This is a genomic window from Polyangium jinanense, from assembly GCF_028435365.1.
This window is the reverse complement of sequence record NZ_JAGTJJ010000002.1, coordinates 538,627-556,221: the sequence shown is the minus strand read 5'-3', so window position 1 is coordinate 556,221 and position 17,595 is coordinate 538,627. Positions and strand designations below refer to the sequence as shown.

General features: G+C 67.5%; 15 protein-coding genes. 4 read left to right on the top strand and 11 right to left on the bottom strand.

The window, feature by feature from the left end; all coding sequences use genetic code 11:
* Positions 1–11: 11 nt before the first annotated feature.
* Positions 12–1,226: a phage head spike fiber domain-containing protein gene (locus KEG57_RS07285; RefSeq protein ID WP_272417321.1), complete on the bottom strand. Its 1,215-nt coding sequence runs from the start codon at positions 1,224–1,226 to the stop codon at positions 12–14.
* Between the two features lie 31 nt (positions 1,227–1,257).
* On the opposite strand from KEG57_RS07285, the gene KEG57_RS07280 reads away from it, so the two are divergent.
* Entirely contained in the window at positions 1,258–1,854 is a 597-nt protein-coding gene (locus tag KEG57_RS07280; protein WP_272417320.1) for a DUF938 domain-containing protein, read from the top strand.
* A gap of 4 nt (positions 1,855–1,858) precedes the next feature.
* Here the strand turns inward: KEG57_RS07280 and KEG57_RS55495 are convergent, their stop codons facing one another.
* The 5 genes from KEG57_RS55495 to ku all read right to left on the bottom strand — a co-directional run bounded on the left by KEG57_RS55495 (position 1,859) and on the right by ku (position 8,431).
* On the bottom strand, positions 1,859–3,490 hold the full coding sequence (locus KEG57_RS55495; RefSeq protein ID WP_272417319.1) for an amidohydrolase family protein: 1,632 nt from the start codon (positions 3,488–3,490) through the stop codon (positions 1,859–1,861).
* Between the two features lie 143 nt (positions 3,491–3,633).
* On the bottom strand, positions 3,634–4,620 hold the full coding sequence (locus KEG57_RS07270) for an NHL repeat-containing protein (RefSeq protein ID WP_272417318.1): 987 nt from the start codon (positions 4,618–4,620) through the stop codon (positions 3,634–3,636).
* Between the two features lie 125 nt (positions 4,621–4,745).
* Positions 4,746–5,537 (bottom strand): hypothetical protein, encoded by a 792-nt coding sequence (locus KEG57_RS07265; protein ID WP_272417317.1) that lies wholly within the window; start codon positions 5,535–5,537, stop codon positions 4,746–4,748.
* Between the two features lie 42 nt (positions 5,538–5,579).
* The gene (locus KEG57_RS07260; RefSeq protein WP_272417316.1) at positions 5,580–7,463 is read right to left on the bottom strand and encodes an ABC transporter ATP-binding protein; all 1,884 of its coding nucleotides are present in this window, start codon (positions 7,461–7,463) and stop codon (positions 5,580–5,582) included.
* 56 nt (positions 7,464–7,519) lie between these two features.
* A complete protein-coding gene (gene ku / locus KEG57_RS07255) occupies positions 7,520–8,431 on the bottom strand; it encodes a non-homologous end joining protein Ku (RefSeq protein ID WP_272417315.1) in 912 nt (303 codons plus the stop codon).
* 45 nt (positions 8,432–8,476) lie between these two features.
* Here ku and ligD point away from each other — a divergent pair, with 45 nt between their 5' ends.
* Positions 8,477–11,041 (top strand): DNA ligase D, encoded by a 2,565-nt coding sequence (ligD, locus tag KEG57_RS07250; RefSeq protein WP_272417314.1) that lies wholly within the window; start codon positions 8,477–8,479, stop codon positions 11,039–11,041.
* A 7-nt stretch (positions 11,042–11,048) separates the two neighbouring features.
* On the opposite strand, the gene KEG57_RS07245 is transcribed toward ligD, so the two are convergent.
* Both KEG57_RS07245 and KEG57_RS07240 read right to left on the bottom strand, forming a co-directional pair.
* Positions 11,049–11,660, bottom strand: coding sequence for a hypothetical protein (locus tag KEG57_RS07245; RefSeq protein ID WP_272417313.1), 612 nt, complete (start codon positions 11,658–11,660; stop codon positions 11,049–11,051).
* A gap of 12 nt (positions 11,661–11,672) precedes the next feature.
* On the bottom strand, positions 11,673–12,119 hold the full coding sequence (locus tag KEG57_RS07240) for a hypothetical protein (protein WP_272417312.1): 447 nt from the start codon (positions 12,117–12,119) through the stop codon (positions 11,673–11,675).
* A 189-nt stretch (positions 12,120–12,308) separates the two neighbouring features.
* Between KEG57_RS07240 and KEG57_RS07235 the strand changes: the two genes are divergently transcribed.
* Positions 12,309–12,542, top strand: a complete 234-nt coding sequence (locus tag KEG57_RS07235) for a hypothetical protein (RefSeq protein ID WP_272417311.1) — start codon at positions 12,309–12,311, stop codon at positions 12,540–12,542.
* A gap of 455 nt (positions 12,543–12,997) precedes the next feature.
* The gene (locus KEG57_RS07230) at positions 12,998–13,939 is read left to right on the top strand and encodes a hypothetical protein (RefSeq protein WP_272458327.1); all 942 of its coding nucleotides are present in this window, start codon (positions 12,998–13,000) and stop codon (positions 13,937–13,939) included.
* A gap of 52 nt (positions 13,940–13,991) precedes the next feature.
* On the opposite strand, the gene KEG57_RS07225 is transcribed toward KEG57_RS07230, so the two are convergent.
* The 3 genes from KEG57_RS07225 to cysN form a co-directional block, all read right to left on the bottom strand.
* Positions 13,992–14,591 (bottom strand): SRPBCC family protein, encoded by a 600-nt coding sequence (locus tag KEG57_RS07225; RefSeq protein ID WP_272417309.1) that lies wholly within the window; start codon positions 14,589–14,591, stop codon positions 13,992–13,994.
* A gap of 138 nt (positions 14,592–14,729) precedes the next feature.
* A complete protein-coding gene (hemH, locus tag KEG57_RS07220; protein ID WP_272458326.1) occupies positions 14,730–15,623 on the bottom strand; it encodes a ferrochelatase in 894 nt (297 codons plus the stop codon).
* A gap of 52 nt (positions 15,624–15,675) precedes the next feature.
* A complete protein-coding gene (cysN, locus tag KEG57_RS07215) occupies positions 15,676–17,595 on the bottom strand; it encodes a sulfate adenylyltransferase subunit CysN (protein ID WP_272458325.1) in 1,920 nt (639 codons plus the stop codon).

Sequence of the window (17,595 nt, the reverse complement as noted above, 5' to 3'; positions counted from 1 at the left end):
TCCGTTTGTCGCTATCGAATCTCGATGTACCGGAGATCCACGCTCTCCTGCGGACCGTCGTTGTCCCCGAGCAACCACACGGTCGAATCCTTCCCCACGGGCTCGACCGGACCGAGCTTCGATACCGTCGCGTCCCCCTTCGTCGCGCCCTTGATCGAAATGAGCCGCCGGTTCGGCAGGTATTGCACCCGCACCTCGAGCTCCTGATCTCGCGCCCAATCGAGCCCCTCGATTCGCAGGCTGTCCGGCGAGCCCACCTTGAGCAGCGCCAGCGTGCCTCCCGCCTTCATCCGGAAAAACGTGCTGTCGTCCTCCAGCGCGACGATGTCGTGATCGACGACCTGCTCGTTCTGCGCGAAATGCGGCGCATACCGGATCGTCACGTCGAAATACCCCGACGGGGCCAGCGTCTCCATGTCGACGTTCAAGAGATCCGCCTCGCGGAGCACCGGCGCCCCGGTTGTCGGAATGAAACTCGAAGGATACGTCCCCACCTCCACCTGCGCCCCGTACACGTGCACCGACGTTTGCAGCGTGATGGCTGGCGCTGCCCCGATTGCCTCCGTCGTCAATCGAAGGAGGGGCATCTCCTCGGATGTCCTCACCTCGTACCGCTTCCAGGCGGTATCGCCCACCGTCACGAAAGCATTGCCATACGCCAAATACGCAAACGTCCCCTCTCCCTGCGCGCCCACGACCCACGCCGACGCGATCGTTCCATCCACCCCGATCCAGGGAGATGATTGCGTTCCCGAGGAGATCAAGGACACGCCATCCATTCCACCCGCGGGATCGGGCGCGTCCGGCACGACCAGCATCGATTCGGCCGGCGTGGTCCAGCCGGCGCCTCCCCACCGACTGCGCGGATTCAAATTCGTCCGCTCCGTCTCCATCGCAAGCCCCCAGCCCGTCCCCACGTTGCGCGGCCGCGGCTCGTTCTTCTGGTATCCGATGCGCAGCGTATTCGGCCCGACCTGCGACGTGCGCGGCGTATCCGACCGATTGAGATACTCGAGCCATTCCGGCATCGTGTAGATCATCTCCGACCCGGGCTCGGTCGCCTCCCATACCAGCGGATCTCGCGGCGGCAGGCTGCCAGGGTCATCGTCGAGCTTGAGCTCGGAAGGGAGCCCGCCCACGATCTGGCAGCCAAAGGAGGACATCCCGACGGCCGCGATCCCCAAAGCTCGTTTTGCCTTCCATGCGCGCATCTTGCTAAGCTCCACGCGCCCGAGGATACACCACCCGGAAGCCCCCATGAAGCGACGCGCCCCCGCTGCCGAGAGAAATCGTGACCCCATCCTGGACATCCTCCGCCGCATCCTGCCAGACGGCGCCTTTACGCTCGAAATCGCGAGCGGCTCCGGGCAGCACACCGCGCACTTCGCGGCCCACCTCCCCGGCGTCACGTTCCAGCCTACAGACCCCGATCTCGACGCGCTCGCCAGCATCGAGGCGTACCGCGCGGAACTCGATCTGCCGAATTTCCTCCGCCCGCTCCAGCTCGACGCCTCCGAGGAGGCCTGGCCCGTCTCCCGCGCCGATGCCGTCGTCTGCATCAACATGATCCACATTGCCCCCTTCCGCGCGTGCGAGGGCCTCTTCCGCGGCGCCGCGCGCATCCTCCCCGCGGGCGGCGTGCTCTTCACCTACGGCCCTTATCGATTCTCGGGCGCGTTCACGGCGCCGAGCAACGAAGCCTTCGACGCCTCGTTACGGGAAAGGGACCCTTCCTGGGGCGTGCGCGACCTCGACGACCTCACGCGCCTCGCGCGACAAACCGGTTTCGTGCACGAGGAGACCGTCCCCATGCCTGCCAACAATCACTCGCTCGTCTTCCGCAAGACGACCTGAGCGATCACTCGCATTTCACAAGCGGCGCGAGCGGCGCGAACTCCCACTCGGTCAGATTCATCCCGTCGTACGTCTCGAGCTCCGACGAGAGGATCTGCGTAATGTCGGTCCACGTCTGCCCGAATTTGTTCGTCGTCGTGCCGCCCGTCTCGGCCACACAAGCGAACTTCGCGGCCCCGCAAATATCGAGCGCCTCGCAGCCCGGCATCGCGGGCCCGAGCGCCGCGAGCACCGCGTCGCCATAAAGCGGCACGCCATTCACCACCACGAGCGAAACATCCTTCGGCCGCGCCGCGAGCACCGTATGGAAAGGCACGCTCGCGTCCCCCGCGATCACCGTCACGTCCGCCTTTTTCCCAACCTCGAGCGACCCGAGCACGTCCGAGAGCCCCAGCGCCTTCGCAGCGTTCACCGTCACCATGCGGACCAGCATGGCCGGCGAGATCACGTCCCCGAATGCCTCGTTGTCCACCTTGTTCGCGAAACGCAGCTCGTCGAGCAGGTTCTGGCTCCCCCCGAGCGACCAATCCGGCGCCAGCGCCACATTGATGCCCAGCGACAAGGCCAGCGGCACGTCCGTCGTCTTCGTCAGATCCGACCCGCCGCCATACAAGAACACGTTCGAGCGCGGCGACCACACGAGGCTCATGCCCTTGTCCGCCATCACCACGAACTCGTCCTGCCCGAAGGCCGTCCCGTGGACGATCGTCGTCTCGGCCGCGTACAGGCAGCCGTCCGGGTTCGTCGACGTCCCGAGCGTGGTGAACTCTTTTTTCGCCGTCTCGTCCACGCCCTCGCCGCAATGCACGACGTATGCGTCGGTCTTGTCGACGAGGAAGTTGCTGCAGACCGTATCCCCGCTCGACGGCGGAAACAGCGTCGAGACCTGCACCTTGTCGGCGGGGAAATCGTTCCCTTTCTGATCGATCGTCCGCGCCAGCGACCCATAACACGTCTTGTCGATCGGGTTCGCCGCGCCGGCGATGCTCGTCGTCCCGGCGACGAGGCCCTTCATCTCGCCGTACTTGTTCATCTCGCAGCCGAAGCCCGGATCGAGGTTCGGCGTCCCCTCGCCGTTCAGGTATTGCTTCGCATCGACCATCGCCTGGTAACGCGGCTCGTTCGGCCACTGGTCATGGTTGCCGTACACCTTCGAGGGGCTCCAGTCCGACTCGTCGAAAATATCGAACAGGATATGATTGTGCGTATCGATCATCCCCGGCAGGATGACCCCGTGCGTCTTGACGACCGTCGCGTCCGCGGCGCCCGGCGCGTCCTCGCACGACGGGCCCACGCACGTCAGCGTATCGCTCTCGATGAGCACCTCGCCCGCGAATGCCTTGTCGGGCGTGACCACACACCCGATGAGGCGAAGCTTCCCGGGCATCCCGACGCTGGACACCTCGGGCGGACCCATGTCGGCCACGCAATCGGTGTCGACCGGGGTTGCGTCGGCGCCGCCGCCTCCGCCTGCGCCGCCGGTGCCCCCCGTTCCGCCCGCGCCGCCCATTCCACCGGCGCCGCCCATTCCACCGACGCCGCCCTCGCCCCCGACGCCGCCTGACCCGGCGTCGCCGCCGCTTCCCCCAATGCCCTCGTCGATGTCCACCGGGAGGGGGTTACTCGGCGTGAGCACCCGCTCTTCCGAACAACCCGCGACCGAGACCAACCCAAGAGCCCAAAGAACGAAGGTTCGGGAGGAGGCCACGCGTCGAATGTACAGGTTTTCCTTCCGAACCGCACTCCGTTTTTCGTGACATCTCGATGGCACGCGGCGCGTCAATTCGCGGCGTGCACCACCCCAAGCGGACCCCGGAGCGGGCCTCCATCGAACTGATCGTCGAGAAAAACAGACCCGCCATCCTTTTCCACCACGATGGCGCGGACGCCCTGGTCGGTCGCGACGAGCGCCCTGTCCTCTGCAGTGACCAGGTCGCGCGAGAAAAACGTACCGGCGCGACGAACCTCTCCCCCGAGCGCCACCGTGGTCACGTTGGGCCCCCCGTTTTCCTCCCCCGGCTCCACGACCCACAACGTATTCGTCGACAGCACGAGCGCTGCCCCGGAGAGCACCTCCGCCGCCTCGATCCGCTCGATCCCCGGCCCTACCCCGAGCATCACCGCCGCCGCCGCGCCTGCCGCATCCACCTTTCGCATCGCGACATCGCCCCCGACCACGTCCCAGAGCAGCCCGGATTCGGCCGACAGCGGAACGAATCGCGCCGTCGGCGGCACCAGCGCCGGCGCCCCCAGGTCGAGCCCTGTCGTCACGACCAACCCGTTTGCCGTCATCGTCCCCGACAGCCGCGTCAATCGGTCATCGCTCACACCGTACGAAAGCACCTCGACCCGGTCCCCTTCCCTCCACACCGAAGCGGGCCGCGGCGCGTAGACACCTTTTGCGATCGTACCTTCCTGCAGCACCTTCCACCGCGACCCGTACGTCGCGTGCTCGAACACCCAGAGCCCTTCGTCCGTCGCGAAAAGCGCGGCTCCTCCATCCACCCACGCCGCGTGTTCGCACGGCCCCACCGCGCCCGCGTCGAGCGGACACACGCGGATCTCTCCGCCCGACGCATCCTCATTTTCTTCGAACACCCACAATCGCGTGCCGTCCGGATCCACCGACACGTCGCGCGGCGTCCCTCCGCCCCCTTCGGCCGAACTCGTCACGGCCCCGGTCTTCCCATCGAAGACCACGACCTCCCCGTTCAGGCCAAACCCCACACCATACCACACTTCATCGGCGGAAGAAATCTGTTTCACCTCCAACGGATTCTGCTCCCGGCACGCCGACAACCCAAAAACCCCGAGCATGAGCATCGACCATCGCGTCATGCCCCTTCATCGACGCGAGGTCCTCGGCAGTTGCGCGAAATTTTCTGGGGTCCCTACGGACAGCGAATCCGCGTGGGCAATGGCTCACACCGCGCCACGCCCTTGTGCAACACGCAACAGGACTCGTGCGCCCCGTGGCACGGGCAATCCTTCGGTTTCGTACCGTCGCCGCAGAGCACCCCACGCGTCTTTTCGAACTCGGCCTGCTCGGCCCGCAGAACCGGCAGCTCCTTCGACGAAAGCTGCGCGAGCGCCCGCGCCACCTCGGGTTTTCGTTTCTCCGCCGCGGGCAGCGTCTCGAGCAGCGCGCGCGCCTTGCAAACCGCCGCGCGCCCGTCCATCCGCGTGTCCGCGAGCGCCGCGCTCGCCAATTTCATTCGCTCGCTCGTGGAGAGCTGCGCGGCGTTCGCCGCCTCGATCGCTTCACCGACCGCGCCCGACTCCACGGACGCCGCGGGATGCGCCGGCTCCGCGGACGGGCTCTCCGCGCTGCTCTCGCGCAAGCGATCCTCGATCTCGCGCACGATCCCGTCTTTGTTCTCGGCGACGTGCCCATACGCCACCACGGCCACGACGACCGACGCGAGCGCCACGGCCACGCCCAGGAGCTCCATCTTCGTATACGCGAGCCAACGCAAGCGCCGCGGCGCCCGGCCCTCGCGCGTGCTCCGGGCCACGAGCTCGTCCGCGAACACCGGATGATCGTCGAGCGTGATCCACGCCTCTTGCCCCTCGGGACGCACCCGCGTGGACGAAGGCAAACCGCGCTTGATGGCCCAGAGCACGGCCTCCTCGCTCATCGGGCCGAGCTTCTTGTCGCCGTCCTGGAGCTCCCATCCGGGCATGAGGGTTCAAAGTTATACTACCACGAGTTCAGCGGACGGGGCTCAAAGAACCTGCGCCCCTTCGGATGTCGGGACGAGCGACAATGCGCTGACCGCGTGGGCCCTCGCACCCTCCCGCCCCCCTTCGAGCTGCCGCTCCACGAGCTTCCGATAAAGCCCGCCTTGCTGCATCAGTGTCGCGTGGTCGCCGCTCTGGACGATCTTTCCGTCCTCGATCACGACCACCCGGTTCGCGCCCATCACCGTCGACAATCGGTGCGCGATGATCAGCGTCGTTCGACCCTTCATCAATCGGTCGAGCGCTTCTTTCACGAGGTGCTCGCTCTCCGCGTCGAGCGCGCTCGTCGCCTCGTCGAGCACCAGGATCCGCGGATCCTTCAGCACCGCGCGCGCGATCGCCACCCGCTGCTTCTGCCCGCCCGACAGCCTCACGCCTCGCTCGCCCACGAGCGTCGCATACCCCTCCGGGAACTTCGACACGAACTCGTGCGCGTTCGCTGCCCGCGCCGCCGCCTCCACCTCGGCCTCCGTCGCGGTTGTCCGGCCATACCGCATGTTGTCCGCCACGCTGCACGAAAATAGCATCGGCTCCTGCGACACCACCCCCACGTTGCGCCGCAACCATTCCGGCGACAGCCCCCGCAGATCCTTTCCGTCGAGCGTGATGCGCCCCTCGGTCGGATCGTACAGACGCAAGAGCAGCGCCGCGATCGTCGATTTCCCTGATCCCGACGGGCCCACGAGCGCCACCACCTCGCCCGGTGCGATCGCGAGATCGAGGTCCCGGAGCACCGGCACGTCATTTCGCGAGGGATACGCGAAGCTCACGCGCGAAAGCTCGATCCGACCTTCCACCGACCCGGGCCGCGCGCCCTCCGCGAGCGGGATCGTCGGCGGACGATCGATCAATTCGAACACCCGCTCGGCCGCGCCCGACGCGCGCATCAGATCCGCCCAGAGCTCGCTCATCCCGCCGAGCGAAAACGCCACCATGAGCGTGTACATCAAGAACGACGTCAATCCGCCCGGCGTCATCGCGCCCTGCGACACGAGCCGGCCGCCATACCAGAGCACCAGCGCGAGCGCCGCAAACGCCGCGAACGACGAGACGCTCATGAACACGGCGTTCGTCACGATGCGCCGCCATACCACGGCGAATGCGTCCCATACCGCCTTCGTGTATCGCCCCGCCTCCGTCTTCTCCGCGGCGAACGCCCGTACCGTCCGGATGCCCGCGATCGTCTCCTCGGCGACCTCGTTCGCCCGGGCGAGCGCGTCCTGCGCCTCGCGCGACAGCTTGCGCACGCGGCGCCCATACGCCACGGCGCCGAGCGCCACCGGCGGTACCACCCCGAGCATCACCGCCGTGAGAATGGGTGACGTGTAGACGAGGAACCCGACGCCGCCGAGCACCTGCGCTGCGAAACGCAGCCCCATCGAGATGTTCACGCTCACCGCGTTTTGCACGAGCGTCGTATCCGCCGCGAGCCGGCTCGTCAGCTCGCCTGTCTTCCGCTCGTCGAAGAACGCGATCTCCTGCGCGAGCAACTGCTCGAAAAGATCCCGCCTGAGCCGCGTCACGACGCGCTCGCCTGCGCTCGTGAAGTACACGAAACGCAGTGCCGTCGAGGCCGCCTGCACGGCCGCCAGCACGATGAGCGCGACCGCCGCCCGGTCGATCGTCCAGAACCCGTCCGCCTTGCTCACGGCACGATCCAGGATCACCCGGAATGCCTGCGGGACGAGCAGCCCCATCAGCGTCCCGATCACCAGAAACACGGTCCCGGCCGCGAGCCGTGCGGTCTCCGGGCGAGCGAGCCCGAACAGGCGGCCGAGGGATGTATTCTTCGGGGGTTTGGGGGCGTCGCTCGGCTCGTCCGAGCGTAGCCCCCGAGCGTCGACCGCAGGTTTGTCCGGATCTCCCATGACCCGGCTTTATGTATCACGGAGAGCGTCCGCGGACGACGCTGCTGGGCTCTACGTCATCCTGCTTTCCTCACGCGCTCGCGCGGCCCGCGCCTCGGTGCGGCCTTCTTCACCGACGGACGCGGGCGCGCCTCCTCGGCTGCGGGCGCTTCTTCTTCTTCCTTCGACGCGGGCGCCTCTGCCGCGGCCGGCGCTTTCTGCTTTCCGGCCAGGCTCTGCTTCAGCGCCTCGAACAGATCGATGATCTGCGCCTGCGGCTCGGCCGGCGGCAGCGAGATCTCCTGCCCCGCCACCTTCTTCTCGATGAGCCCCGTCAGCCGCTCTTGATATTCGTCGTGGTAGTTCTCCGGGTGGAACGCGTCCGTCGACAGCTCGCCGATGAGCCGGTCCGCGAGGTCCTCTTCTTGCGGCCGGAAGTCCACCTTGGCCGGCGGCGCGATCTCCTCGAACGGCCGCACCTCGTCCGCGTAATAGACCTGGTGCATGATGAGCCCGCCCTTGTACGGCCGCAAAAGGACGAGCTGATCCTTGCCGCGCACACCATAACGGCCGACCGCGATCTTCCCCGTTCGCTCCATCGCGTCCGCGAGCAGCTTGTACGCCCGCGCGCCGCCCTTGTCCGGGCCCAGGTAATTCGTCTTGTCGACGTAAAGCAGGTCGACGGTCTCGGCCGGGACGAACTCGACGATGTCGATCCGGTCCGTCCGCTCGGCGCGCACCGCGTCGAGGTCCTGGTCCGTCACCTCGACGTATTGCTCCCGCGCGTACTCGAACCCTCGCATCGTGTCCGATCGCTCGACCACTTCACGGTCGTACGGGCAGAGCAATTGCTGCTTGACGCGGGTCCCGCATTTCTTGTGAAGCATGTGAAAGCCGACGCCGTGGGAAGACGTGGCCGTGTACATCTTGACCGGAATGGAAACCAGGCCAAACGAGATGGTCCCCGTGCCCGTGGATCGCGCAGCCATGCGCATCGATCCTTGCAAAGGTCGTGGACGATCCCGGAGGACCCTGTGGACGGAACGGCGAAGCTCGACGCATATCGGAAAAAGCGTGATCCCGGGCAAACTCCCGAGCCCTTCGGCGGCCCTGAAAGCTCGCCCGGCGCGACCCAGGAAGGCGCGTATGTCGTGCACCTGCACGACGCTCGCCGCCGCCATTACGACCTGCGCCTCGAGGTGGGCGGCGCGCTCGAGAGCTTCTCCGTGCCCAAGGGGCCCACGCTGAATCCGGGCGAGCGCCGCCTCGCCGTCCGCACCGAGCCGCACCCCCTCGAATATCTCCATTTCGAGGACGTCATCCCCGAGGGCAATTACGGTGCCGGACCGATGATCGCCTGGGACACCGGCCGCGTTCGGTACCTGGACGAACCCGCCGAAGACCAGTTACGCAAGGGCAAACTCGAGTTCGAGCTTTCGGGCCACAAGCTCCACGGCCGCTTCCTCCTGGTCCGGCTGAAGGACTCTGACAAGGACTGGCTCCTCTTCAAGAAACACGACGCCTTCGCGGCGCCCGGACACGACATCGTCCAGGAAAAACCACGCTCCGTCCTCTCCGGTCTCGACATCGGCGAGCTCGGCCACGCGACGGACATCGCCTCCGAGCTCGAAGCCCGCGCCGCGGCCCTCGGCGCGCCCACGGGTTCCATCGAGCCAAACATGATCCCCATGCGCGCTTGCCCGGCGCCGAAGGGCTCGCTCGGCTCGAACTACATCTTCGAGCTCAAGATGGACGGCGTCCGCTGCATTGCCCGGAAAAACGGCTCGGACGTCCTCCTCCAGTCCAGAAACCTGCGCGACGTCTCGCGCGTCTATCCCGAGGTCGCGCGCGCCGTCCACAAGCTTGCCGCCGCCCGCCTCGTCCTCGACGGCGAGCTCATCGCCCTCGACCAGGCCGGGCAGCCGAGCTTCCAGCGCCTCGCCCAGCGCATCCACCTCGCGAGGAGCGCCGACATCCGCCGCGCCGAGACCCGGATCCCCGTCCTCTACGTGGTCTTCGACCTGCTCGCTATCGGCGACCGCGACCTGCGCCGCCTCCCGCTCTACGCGCGCAAGGAGCTCTTGCAAAGCCTCGTCCGCGCGCCCGGCGAGATTCGTACCCTCGACATGATCGAGGGCGACCCCACCATGCTCTTCGATTTCTGCCGCGAGCGCCGCATGGAGGGCCTCGTCGCCAAGCGCCGCGATGCCCCCTATCGCCCCGGCCCCGCGCGTTCGTACGACTGGATCAAGCTCAAGTGCGAGCGCGACGAGGATTTCGTGGTCGTCGGGTATACCCTTGGCGAGGGCGGCCGCGCCCGGCTCGGCGCGCTCGACGTCGCGGCCTACGAGGCCGGCGAGCTGCGCTATCGCGGCAAGGTCGGCAGCGGCCTCGACGCGGCTTCGATCGAAGCCCTGCTCGCGCGCCTCACGCCCCTCGGCACGGACAAACCCACCGCGCGTGGCCCTTACAACGCGGCGCCCCGTGGCCGCGTCCACGTGCGCCCCGAGGTTGTCGTGTCCGTACGTTTTTCCGGGTATACCGACGACGGCAACCTGCGCTTCCCGGTTTTTCGCGGGATCCGGGACGACGTCGCGCCCGAGGAGTGCGTGGCCTCGCCGCACGCGGACAAGGAGGAGACCGAGATCGAGCGCCTCGCGGCCGAGTCCGCCCATACCGGCGGCGCCGCGGGGGGACAAACCAAGGTCCCGCTCAACAACCCCGACAAGGTCCTCTTCCCCGAGGACGGCATCACGAAGCGGGACATCGCCGAATACTACGCCGCCGTCGCGCCCGTCCTCCTGCCGCACCTCCGCGACCGACCCGTCATGCTCGTCCGGTATCCCGACGGCATCCACGGCAAGTTTTTTTATCAATGGAACGTCCCCGCGGGCCTGCCCGACTGGGTGCCCACGCTCCGCGTCCGCTTGCCGGGGCGCGAGGACGAGATGGAGGTCTTTCACATCCGCGACGAGGCCACGCTCCTTTACGTCGCGAACCTCGGCGCGATCCCCATTCACGTGATCGCCTCGCGCGTCCCGCACCTCGAAGAGGCCGATTTCTTCAACATCGACCTCGACGTCAGCGGCGGGACGTTCGCCCACGTCATCACGCTCGCGCGCTCGCTCAAGGAATGGCTCGATCAGATCGGCCTGACGGGTTTTCCCAAGACGTCCGGCCAGTCGGGCCTGCACGTCTTCGTCCCGCTCGGCCCCGCGATCTCCTACGAGACGGCGCGCGCCCTCGCCGACCTGCTCGGCCACATGCTCGTCCGGAAACACCCCGACATCGCCACCATGGAGCGCTCGAAGCAGCGCCGCGGCCCGCGCGTGTACGTCGATACCGGACAAACCGGCGCGTCGCGCACCATCGTCGCCCCGTATTCCGTGCGCGCCGTGCCGGGCGCGCGCGTCTCCACGCCGCTCACCTGGGACGAGGTCGACGATTCGCTCGATCCTCGCGCCTTCGACATCCGCACGGTCCCCCGCCGCGTCGCGCGCATCTTCGATCCCATGGCGCCGCTTCTCACGGAAACCCCTTCCGTGCTCGCGGCCATCGAGCGGCTCGAAAAGCTCGCCCTCGGCCGCCACGTCGCCTGACCCGCCTTCATGCGCGCGTCCAGACGAACGCCTCCGTCGGCACGAGCGTCACGTTCGACAAACCATATTTGTCGCGCATCGCGAGCACCCGCTCGGTTGCCACGAGGCAGCCGCCGAAGCCCCAGGGGACGAACACGTCCTCGCCGCTCCACGTCGGCTCGTCGATCGTGAATCCCTCGACGAGCGTGACCTCGGCGCCGCCCATGCATTGCAGGCAATCCGACTCGCCCTCGCGCACCACGCGGCTCCGCTTCGGGTCGATCTGCGTCATCCCATATCCCGCGAGCGCGAGGTGATACCGGGAATGCGCGGCCGATTCCGGATGCACCTTCCGGATCTCGACCTCCTTCAGCCCATGCAGCCCCGAAAGCTTCTCAGCGCGCCACGCTTCGAGGAATCGCTCGGACACCAGCAAATCGAGACCCGGCCCGAACGCCACGTCCCCGAGGCCCTCCCCGCGCGCGAAAAGCTCGGCCCGGAGCGGCGGGATCCATTCCTTTTCGGTGAGCGCGCGCCCGCACGCCGGGCACGTCAGCCCCTCTTTGAACTGCGGTTCGAGCGGGACGAACGCCGTCTCATGGCTCGACCCGGAGCTGTTCAGCAGGACGAAGTACTTCATGCGCCTTCCAGTCTACGACGAGCTCCCCTCCTCTTGCCGCATCTCCTCGACCATCGCCCGCGCTTCGGCCTCCGTGGCGCAAAAAAAGAGGGGGCGCTTCGACCGGTTCGGCTTCAGGACCAGCAGCGCCTTGGCCACCATGTTGGCCAGGAGACGCTGACGAAAGCTCCCCCCGTACAGGATCGTCGCACGCAAGAGCTGCTTGACGTCCCGCTGGATGGAGAGCTTCGCAGCCTCCTCGCTCACCCGCCCGAGCCGCGAGATGTCCGAGATCCAGAAGAGCCGCCGCCCCGTGCGCGCCGCGAGCTCCTCCACCAGGTCGAACATGCACGCCATGTCGGCGCCGGAGACGTCACCCACGTCGCCCAAAAAGAAGAGGTCCGGCTCCTCGAAGCGATAACGATGTGGACTTCCCGCCCGGAGCGGCAACCAATCCTCCCGAACCTCCGGCTTGACCATGCCTCGACGTACCCTTCCAGACGTGCCGTGAACCTGTCCCCCCGATGGGGAAAGATACCGACTTGCGCTACGCGTGGGCGAGCAAAGTAGACGCGGAGACGCCCACCTCCCGAACGCAACGCCTGCGCTCGGCCTCCGCAGTCGTGGTAGGAGGGGGCGAGACCCCACCACCGAGGAGTTCAGTTCATCATGCGACGCGCCCTCCAGACCTTCGTGCTCACCTCCTTCCTTGGCCTCGTCCTCGCCGCCTGCGGGGGCTACTCGCCGGAGGAGGCCCAGACCAAGTGCGACCTCGAACGCACCGCCAAGGCCGCCTGCGTGAACGACGCCGCCTACCAGCAGTGCTTGAGCTGCTTCGAAGAGTGCGGCGATACCTGTGCCATCGCCGAGTCCTGCCCCATCCAGTACATCTGCTCCGAGTAATCCTTCCCACGCGGCGGCTCCACACCGCGCCACGACGTGGTTTGGAGCACGAAACCCCGCGCCACCTTCCCCAAAAAAGAACGGCCTCGTCGCTTTCGTTCGGACGAATGGCCTTCCCAACACATGTAGGGGAACAGGGGAGGTCTGATCGGCGCTCGCCGGGCAGGCCTCTCCGGGGCTTCCGAGGACCCCGGTCCTCGTGCCCCTGGTCGGCCGCGGTGTCCGAGTTTCGCTCGGCGTCTGGGCAAAACATCCGCGCGTGCAAGGGTACCGCGGCCGACCAGGGGCAGGCCCCAGGAGGGCGTAACCGTCCTACCGCCCTGGTCACGATCACTCGGTCCTGTGCACCTGGCCAAACCAAAAAGTGCATACGCCGGAAAGAGTCTCGTTGCCTCGGCCTTTGGGACAGTGAAACCTTCTTGGGGTTTGCCCCGTCCAACGCGCCGTAAAACGCCATGACCTTCGACCCCTTCCTCCACGACGAGCCGCCCGACACCCGCCACGACGCACCAACGAAGCGCGCGATGGAAGGGCTCTTCGCCGACGAAGTCGCGTCGAGCGACGGGCCCGCAACACGCGCCATGAGCCCGGACGAACGGGAGATGGCGCTGCTCGGGCACGAGGAAGGTCGATACGAAGGTGATGCGGAAGCCTGGGACGACGAACCCGCCGAGCCCGTTTTTCCCCCGGCATTCGACGACTCCGAGGACGAAGATACGGCCCTCGCCGAGCTCGCCGGGTTGTCAATACGGGATGATCGGAAGACGTTACCCTCGGCCCGCTTCACGCACCTCGGCGAATCCCTCGCCCCGCCCCGTTACGCCGACCTCGGCTGGGAAAGCGCGGTCTGCACGGACGAACCCGTGGCGTCCTGGGACGAAACCCCCATCCCGGCCTCCGAGGAGCCGCCCATTTCCTCGCCATCGATCTGGGGACGCGTGCAGCAGTTCGTCGCGCGCCTCGCCCTGAAGCGCCCGGCGCCAAACCCGGCGGCCTCGCACGCGCGGAGCACGGCGCGCGCGGTCGCGGAGCTCGTATGGACGATGGAGGACGCGGACCTCGAGGTGCTCGCAGCGCACATCGAGCGCGTGGTCTCGCTGCGCCAGCTCGGCCCCGAGGCGTACGCGGAAGCGAGGATCCTCGACGCGCTCGGCACGCTGGAGTCGGAGGACCGCGCCGCGGGCGGCATCTCGCTCTCGGCACTGCGCGCGCACATGCCCGAGGTGTCACGCAGCGCGCTCGACGCAGGGCTCTTGCGCCTCGAAGAACGCCGCTTCCTCGCGCTCGCGCCCGCGGAGGACGTGCCGGAGCGTGACGCGCTGCGCGACCCGAAGCGAGGGTTGCTCGGTCGCTGCGCGCTGCTTGCGCCTTCCACGATGGGGGGCTCGCGCAGCTAACGCTGCGCTCTGCCCCCCAAACCCCCCGGTTTGCCCACCGTACCCCCGCCCATCACTTCATCTTCGCCGCTTCCTCGCCGACGCGTTCGAAGAGCTCCGGGATCGCCTTCTTCTGGGCGGCTTCGCGGATCCAGCCGGGCAGGGCGGTGTTCGGCTCGGCGTGCACCGTGTACACGACGAGGCTCTTCTTGCCGCCGTCGTGCGGCTTCACCTCCCAGCTCCCCTGGTTGAACTTGTAGTCGCCGCGCAGAAGCTTCCAGCGCCGCGACATGCCCTGGTCGCTCACCTCGTGCACGGCCTCGGTCACGGCCGTCAGGTTCGACAGCGGGAAGGGCATCGCGATCGTCACCTCGCAGGTGTGCTTGTTCCCTTCCTGCTTGACGAGCCGCGAGGCCTCGATGCGCGGCATGCGCTTCTTGTAACTCGCGCACTCGGAGACCACCTGCCACACCTTCTCGGGCGGCTGATCGATCACGCCCTTCGCCACGACCTTCGGCGTGTCGCTGCCCTTCACCTCGATCACCCGGATGTCGGGTGGCGCCGAACCTCCGGCGAGGGCGTCGGGTCCGAGCAACGTCGTGCCGACGAGGGTTGCGCCTGCCAGAACGGCGAGGGCGCCGCGCGGGAAGAGAATCGATCGTTCGCGTTCCATCTGTGCGGGCCTCCGGTCGTGACAGATCGAGAACTATCAGCGGAGCCCCACGCGGGACAAGTCCCCGCAGCATGGAGGCATGCAAAGATCCCGACCGTTCGTCATGTACGTTTTCCGGGTGGCTGTCGCCGCCAAACCCTACCGGTCGAGCTCCCGCCGGACGACGGCCTCGAGCGCGTCGATGAACCGGGGCCGATCGCACACCGCCTTCGCCCGGTAGAACCGCCCGAGCCCCGCCTTCGCGGCGATCTTCGGCGCCTCGATGTCGAGGTCGTAGAGCGTCTCGACGTGCTCGGCGAGAAACCCGATCGGGGCGACGAGCACGGACCCGGCGCCCTTCTGCGCGAGCTCGGCGAACGTCTCGGCGAGATCCGGCCCGAGCCACGGCTCGGCGCTCGCGCCCTGGCTCTGGAAGGCGATACGCGTGGAAAAACCACGCGCTTCGAACCGCGCCGCCACGGCGCCGGCCATTTCGCGAAACTGCACCTCGTATTTGTCCCCCATGGCGATCACCCGGCGCGGCAGGCTGTGCGCCGAGAGGACGATCGGCACCGCCGTTTGCTCCTCCGCGGCCGCGGCGGCGAGCGCCTCGTCGATCGTCTCGACGAACGCGTCGATCAGCGAAGGTTCCATGCCCCAGGCCGGCACGGCGCGGATCGAGAGCTCCGGATGGCTCGCGGCGGCCTCGCGAACGGGCCCGTGATACGCGTCGACCGATTGCGGCGCGAGCGGCAGCGAGACGACCGTCCGCACGCCCTTCGCGACAAGCCCGGGCAGGACCTCGCTCGGATACGGATGCCAGAGCCGGCCCGAGACGACCACCGGAATGCCGAGCCGGGCTTCGAGCGCGCGCGCCTGCGCCTCGGTGATGGCCATGAGCGGCGAGCCGCCGATCACCTCGAACCGGTGCGTGACCTCCGCGACGAGCTCGGGCGGCGACGGGCGGCCCCGGCGGATGTTGTTCAGAAACGCGGGAATGTCGGCGGTGCGGGAGACGGTCCCGTGGCAGGAGACGAGGACGGCGGTCGACATGGGCCGTGTGTATAGGACAGCGCGGGGGCCGCGACCAGCCACCCGCTACTGCCTACACGATCCGCCCGCGCCGTTCGAGCTCCCGCACGATTTTCTCGGCGCATTCGGCCACGCTCCATTCGTGGCTCGGCAGGACGAGGTCCGCATCTTCAGGCGGCTCGTACCGGAAATCGAGGCCCGGCACGTGTTTCACCTTGCCGGCCGCGGCGTCGCGGTAAATCCCGCTCCGATCGACCTCCCGGCACCATTCGAGCGGCGCGGCGAGGTGTACCAGGAAAAACCGCTCCGGGCCCACGAGCTCGCGCGCACGCTTGCGGACGGCGTCCTCGGGCGCGACCAGCGAGGCCACGCAGATGAGGCCCGCGTCGTTCAGGAGCTTTGCGACCTCCATCGAGCGGCGCAGGTTCTCCGAGCGGTCCGACGCGGAGAAGCCGAGGTCCCGATTCATCCCGTGCCGCATCGACTGCCCGTCGATCGCCGCGACCGCGCGACCGAGATCGAACAGCCTGCGCTCGACCTCCCGCGCCACGCTGGTTTTTCCGGACCCGGCGAGCCCCGTGATCAGGATCGTCGTGGGCCGCTGCCCATAACGTTTTTCCCGCTCCTCGCCCGTGACCGCGCTCTCCGCCTGCGTGAGCCTCCCTTGCGCCGGATCGTCCCAGCGCCCCTCCCCGCTCTCGACGATCATGCCGGCGCCGACCGTTCCATTCGTCACGCGGTCGATCACGATGAACGCGCCCGTCGCCCGATTCTTCGTGTACGCGTCGAAGAGAAGCGGCCGGCTCGTGCGCAGCTCCACGCGGCCAATCTCGTTCAGCGCGAGCGCCGGCGCGTCGCTCTTCTCCAGCGTGTTCACGTCCACGCGGTGCACGATCCGCGTCACGCTGCCCGGCGTGCGCAAGGGCCCGTGCTTGATCCAATATTCGCGCCCCGGCACCATCGGCCGCTCGTCCATCCACACGAGCATCGCGAGCACGCGCGTCGAAATCTCGGGCCGGTTGTCCGAGTGACACAATACATCGCCGCGGCTCGCGTCGATCTCGTCTTCGAGCGTCAACGTCACCGACATCGGCGCCGAGGCCTCGGCGAGATCCCCCTCCCACGTCACGATCCGCGCGACCTTGCTCGTGCGCCCGGACGGCAGCGACACCACCTCGTCCCCGACCCGCACCGAGCCCGAGGCGATCGTCCCAGCAAACCCGCGGAACTCCTGGCTCGGCCGGTTCACGTATTGCACCGGAAACCGCAGGTCCACCGTGTTCGACGCCTCGTCGAGAGGCACCGTGTCCAGCAATTCGAGCAATGGCTCGCCCTCGAACCAGGGCATGGCCGCGCTCTTCTCGACCACGTTGTCGCCCACGAGCGCGCTCATCGGGATGAACCAGTGATGCCGGTCCGGCAAATGGCCCGCGAAATCGAGGTATACGCGCCGGATCTCCTCGAAGACCTCCCGCGAATACCCCACGAGATCCATCTTGTTCACGGCCACCACGACCTTGCGAATCCCGAGCAGGCTCGTGATGAACGCGTGCCGCTTCGTCTGCGTCGTCACGCCCTTGCGCGCGTCGATCAGGATCACCGCGAGCTCGGCCGTGCTCGCGCCTGTGGCCATGTTGCGCGTGTATTGCTCGTGCCCGGGCGTATCCGCGATGATGTACTTGCGCCGCGCCGTCGAAAAATACCGATACGCGACGTCGATCGTGATCCCCTGCTCGCGCTCGCTCTTCAGGCCGTCGACGAGCAGGGCGAGGTCGATCGCGCCGCCCTGCGTGCCGAAGACCTTGCTGTCCTTGGCGACCGCGGCGAGCTGGTCCTCGTAAATGCCCTTCGTGTCGTGCAGGAGCCTGCCGATCAGCGTGCTCTTGCCGTCGTCGACGTTCCCGCACGTGAGGAAGCGCAAGAGCTCCTTGCGCTCGTTCCGCGCGAGGTAGGCCTCGATGTCGGTCTTTGCGAGGTCTTCTTCGTGGCTCAT

Coding starts and splice junctions, on each gene's coding strand:
- KEG57_RS07245 (WP_272417313.1), bottom strand. CDS start 11,660: ATGAAGTACTTCGTCCTGCTGAACAGCTCCGGGTCGAGCCATGAGACG.
- KEG57_RS07260 (WP_272417316.1), bottom strand. CDS start 7,463: ATGGGAGATCCGGACAAACCTGCGGTCGACGCTCGGGGGCTACGCTCG.
- KEG57_RS07230 (WP_272458327.1), top strand. CDS start 12,998: ATGACCTTCGACCCCTTCCTCCACGACGAGCCGCCCGACACCCGCCAC.
- hemH (WP_272458326.1), bottom strand. CDS start 15,623: ATGTCGACCGCCGTCCTCGTCTCCTGCCACGGGACCGTCTCCCGCACC.
- KEG57_RS07280 (WP_272417320.1), top strand. CDS start 1,258: ATGAAGCGACGCGCCCCCGCTGCCGAGAGAAATCGTGACCCCATCCTG.
- KEG57_RS07235 (WP_272417311.1), top strand. CDS start 12,309: ATGCGACGCGCCCTCCAGACCTTCGTGCTCACCTCCTTCCTTGGCCTC.
- cysN (WP_272458325.1), bottom strand. CDS start 17,595: ATGAGCCACGAAGAAGACCTCGCAAAGACCGACATCGAGGCCTACCTC.
- KEG57_RS07240 (WP_272417312.1), bottom strand. CDS start 12,119: ATGGTCAAGCCGGAGGTTCGGGAGGATTGGTTGCCGCTCCGGGCGGGA.
- ku (WP_272417315.1), bottom strand. CDS start 8,431: ATGGCTGCGCGATCCACGGGCACGGGGACCATCTCGTTTGGCCTGGTT.
- KEG57_RS07225 (WP_272417309.1), bottom strand. CDS start 14,591: ATGGAACGCGAACGATCGATTCTCTTCCCGCGCGGCGCCCTCGCCGTT.
- KEG57_RS07265 (WP_272417317.1), bottom strand. CDS start 5,537: ATGCCCGGATGGGAGCTCCAGGACGGCGACAAGAAGCTCGGCCCGATG.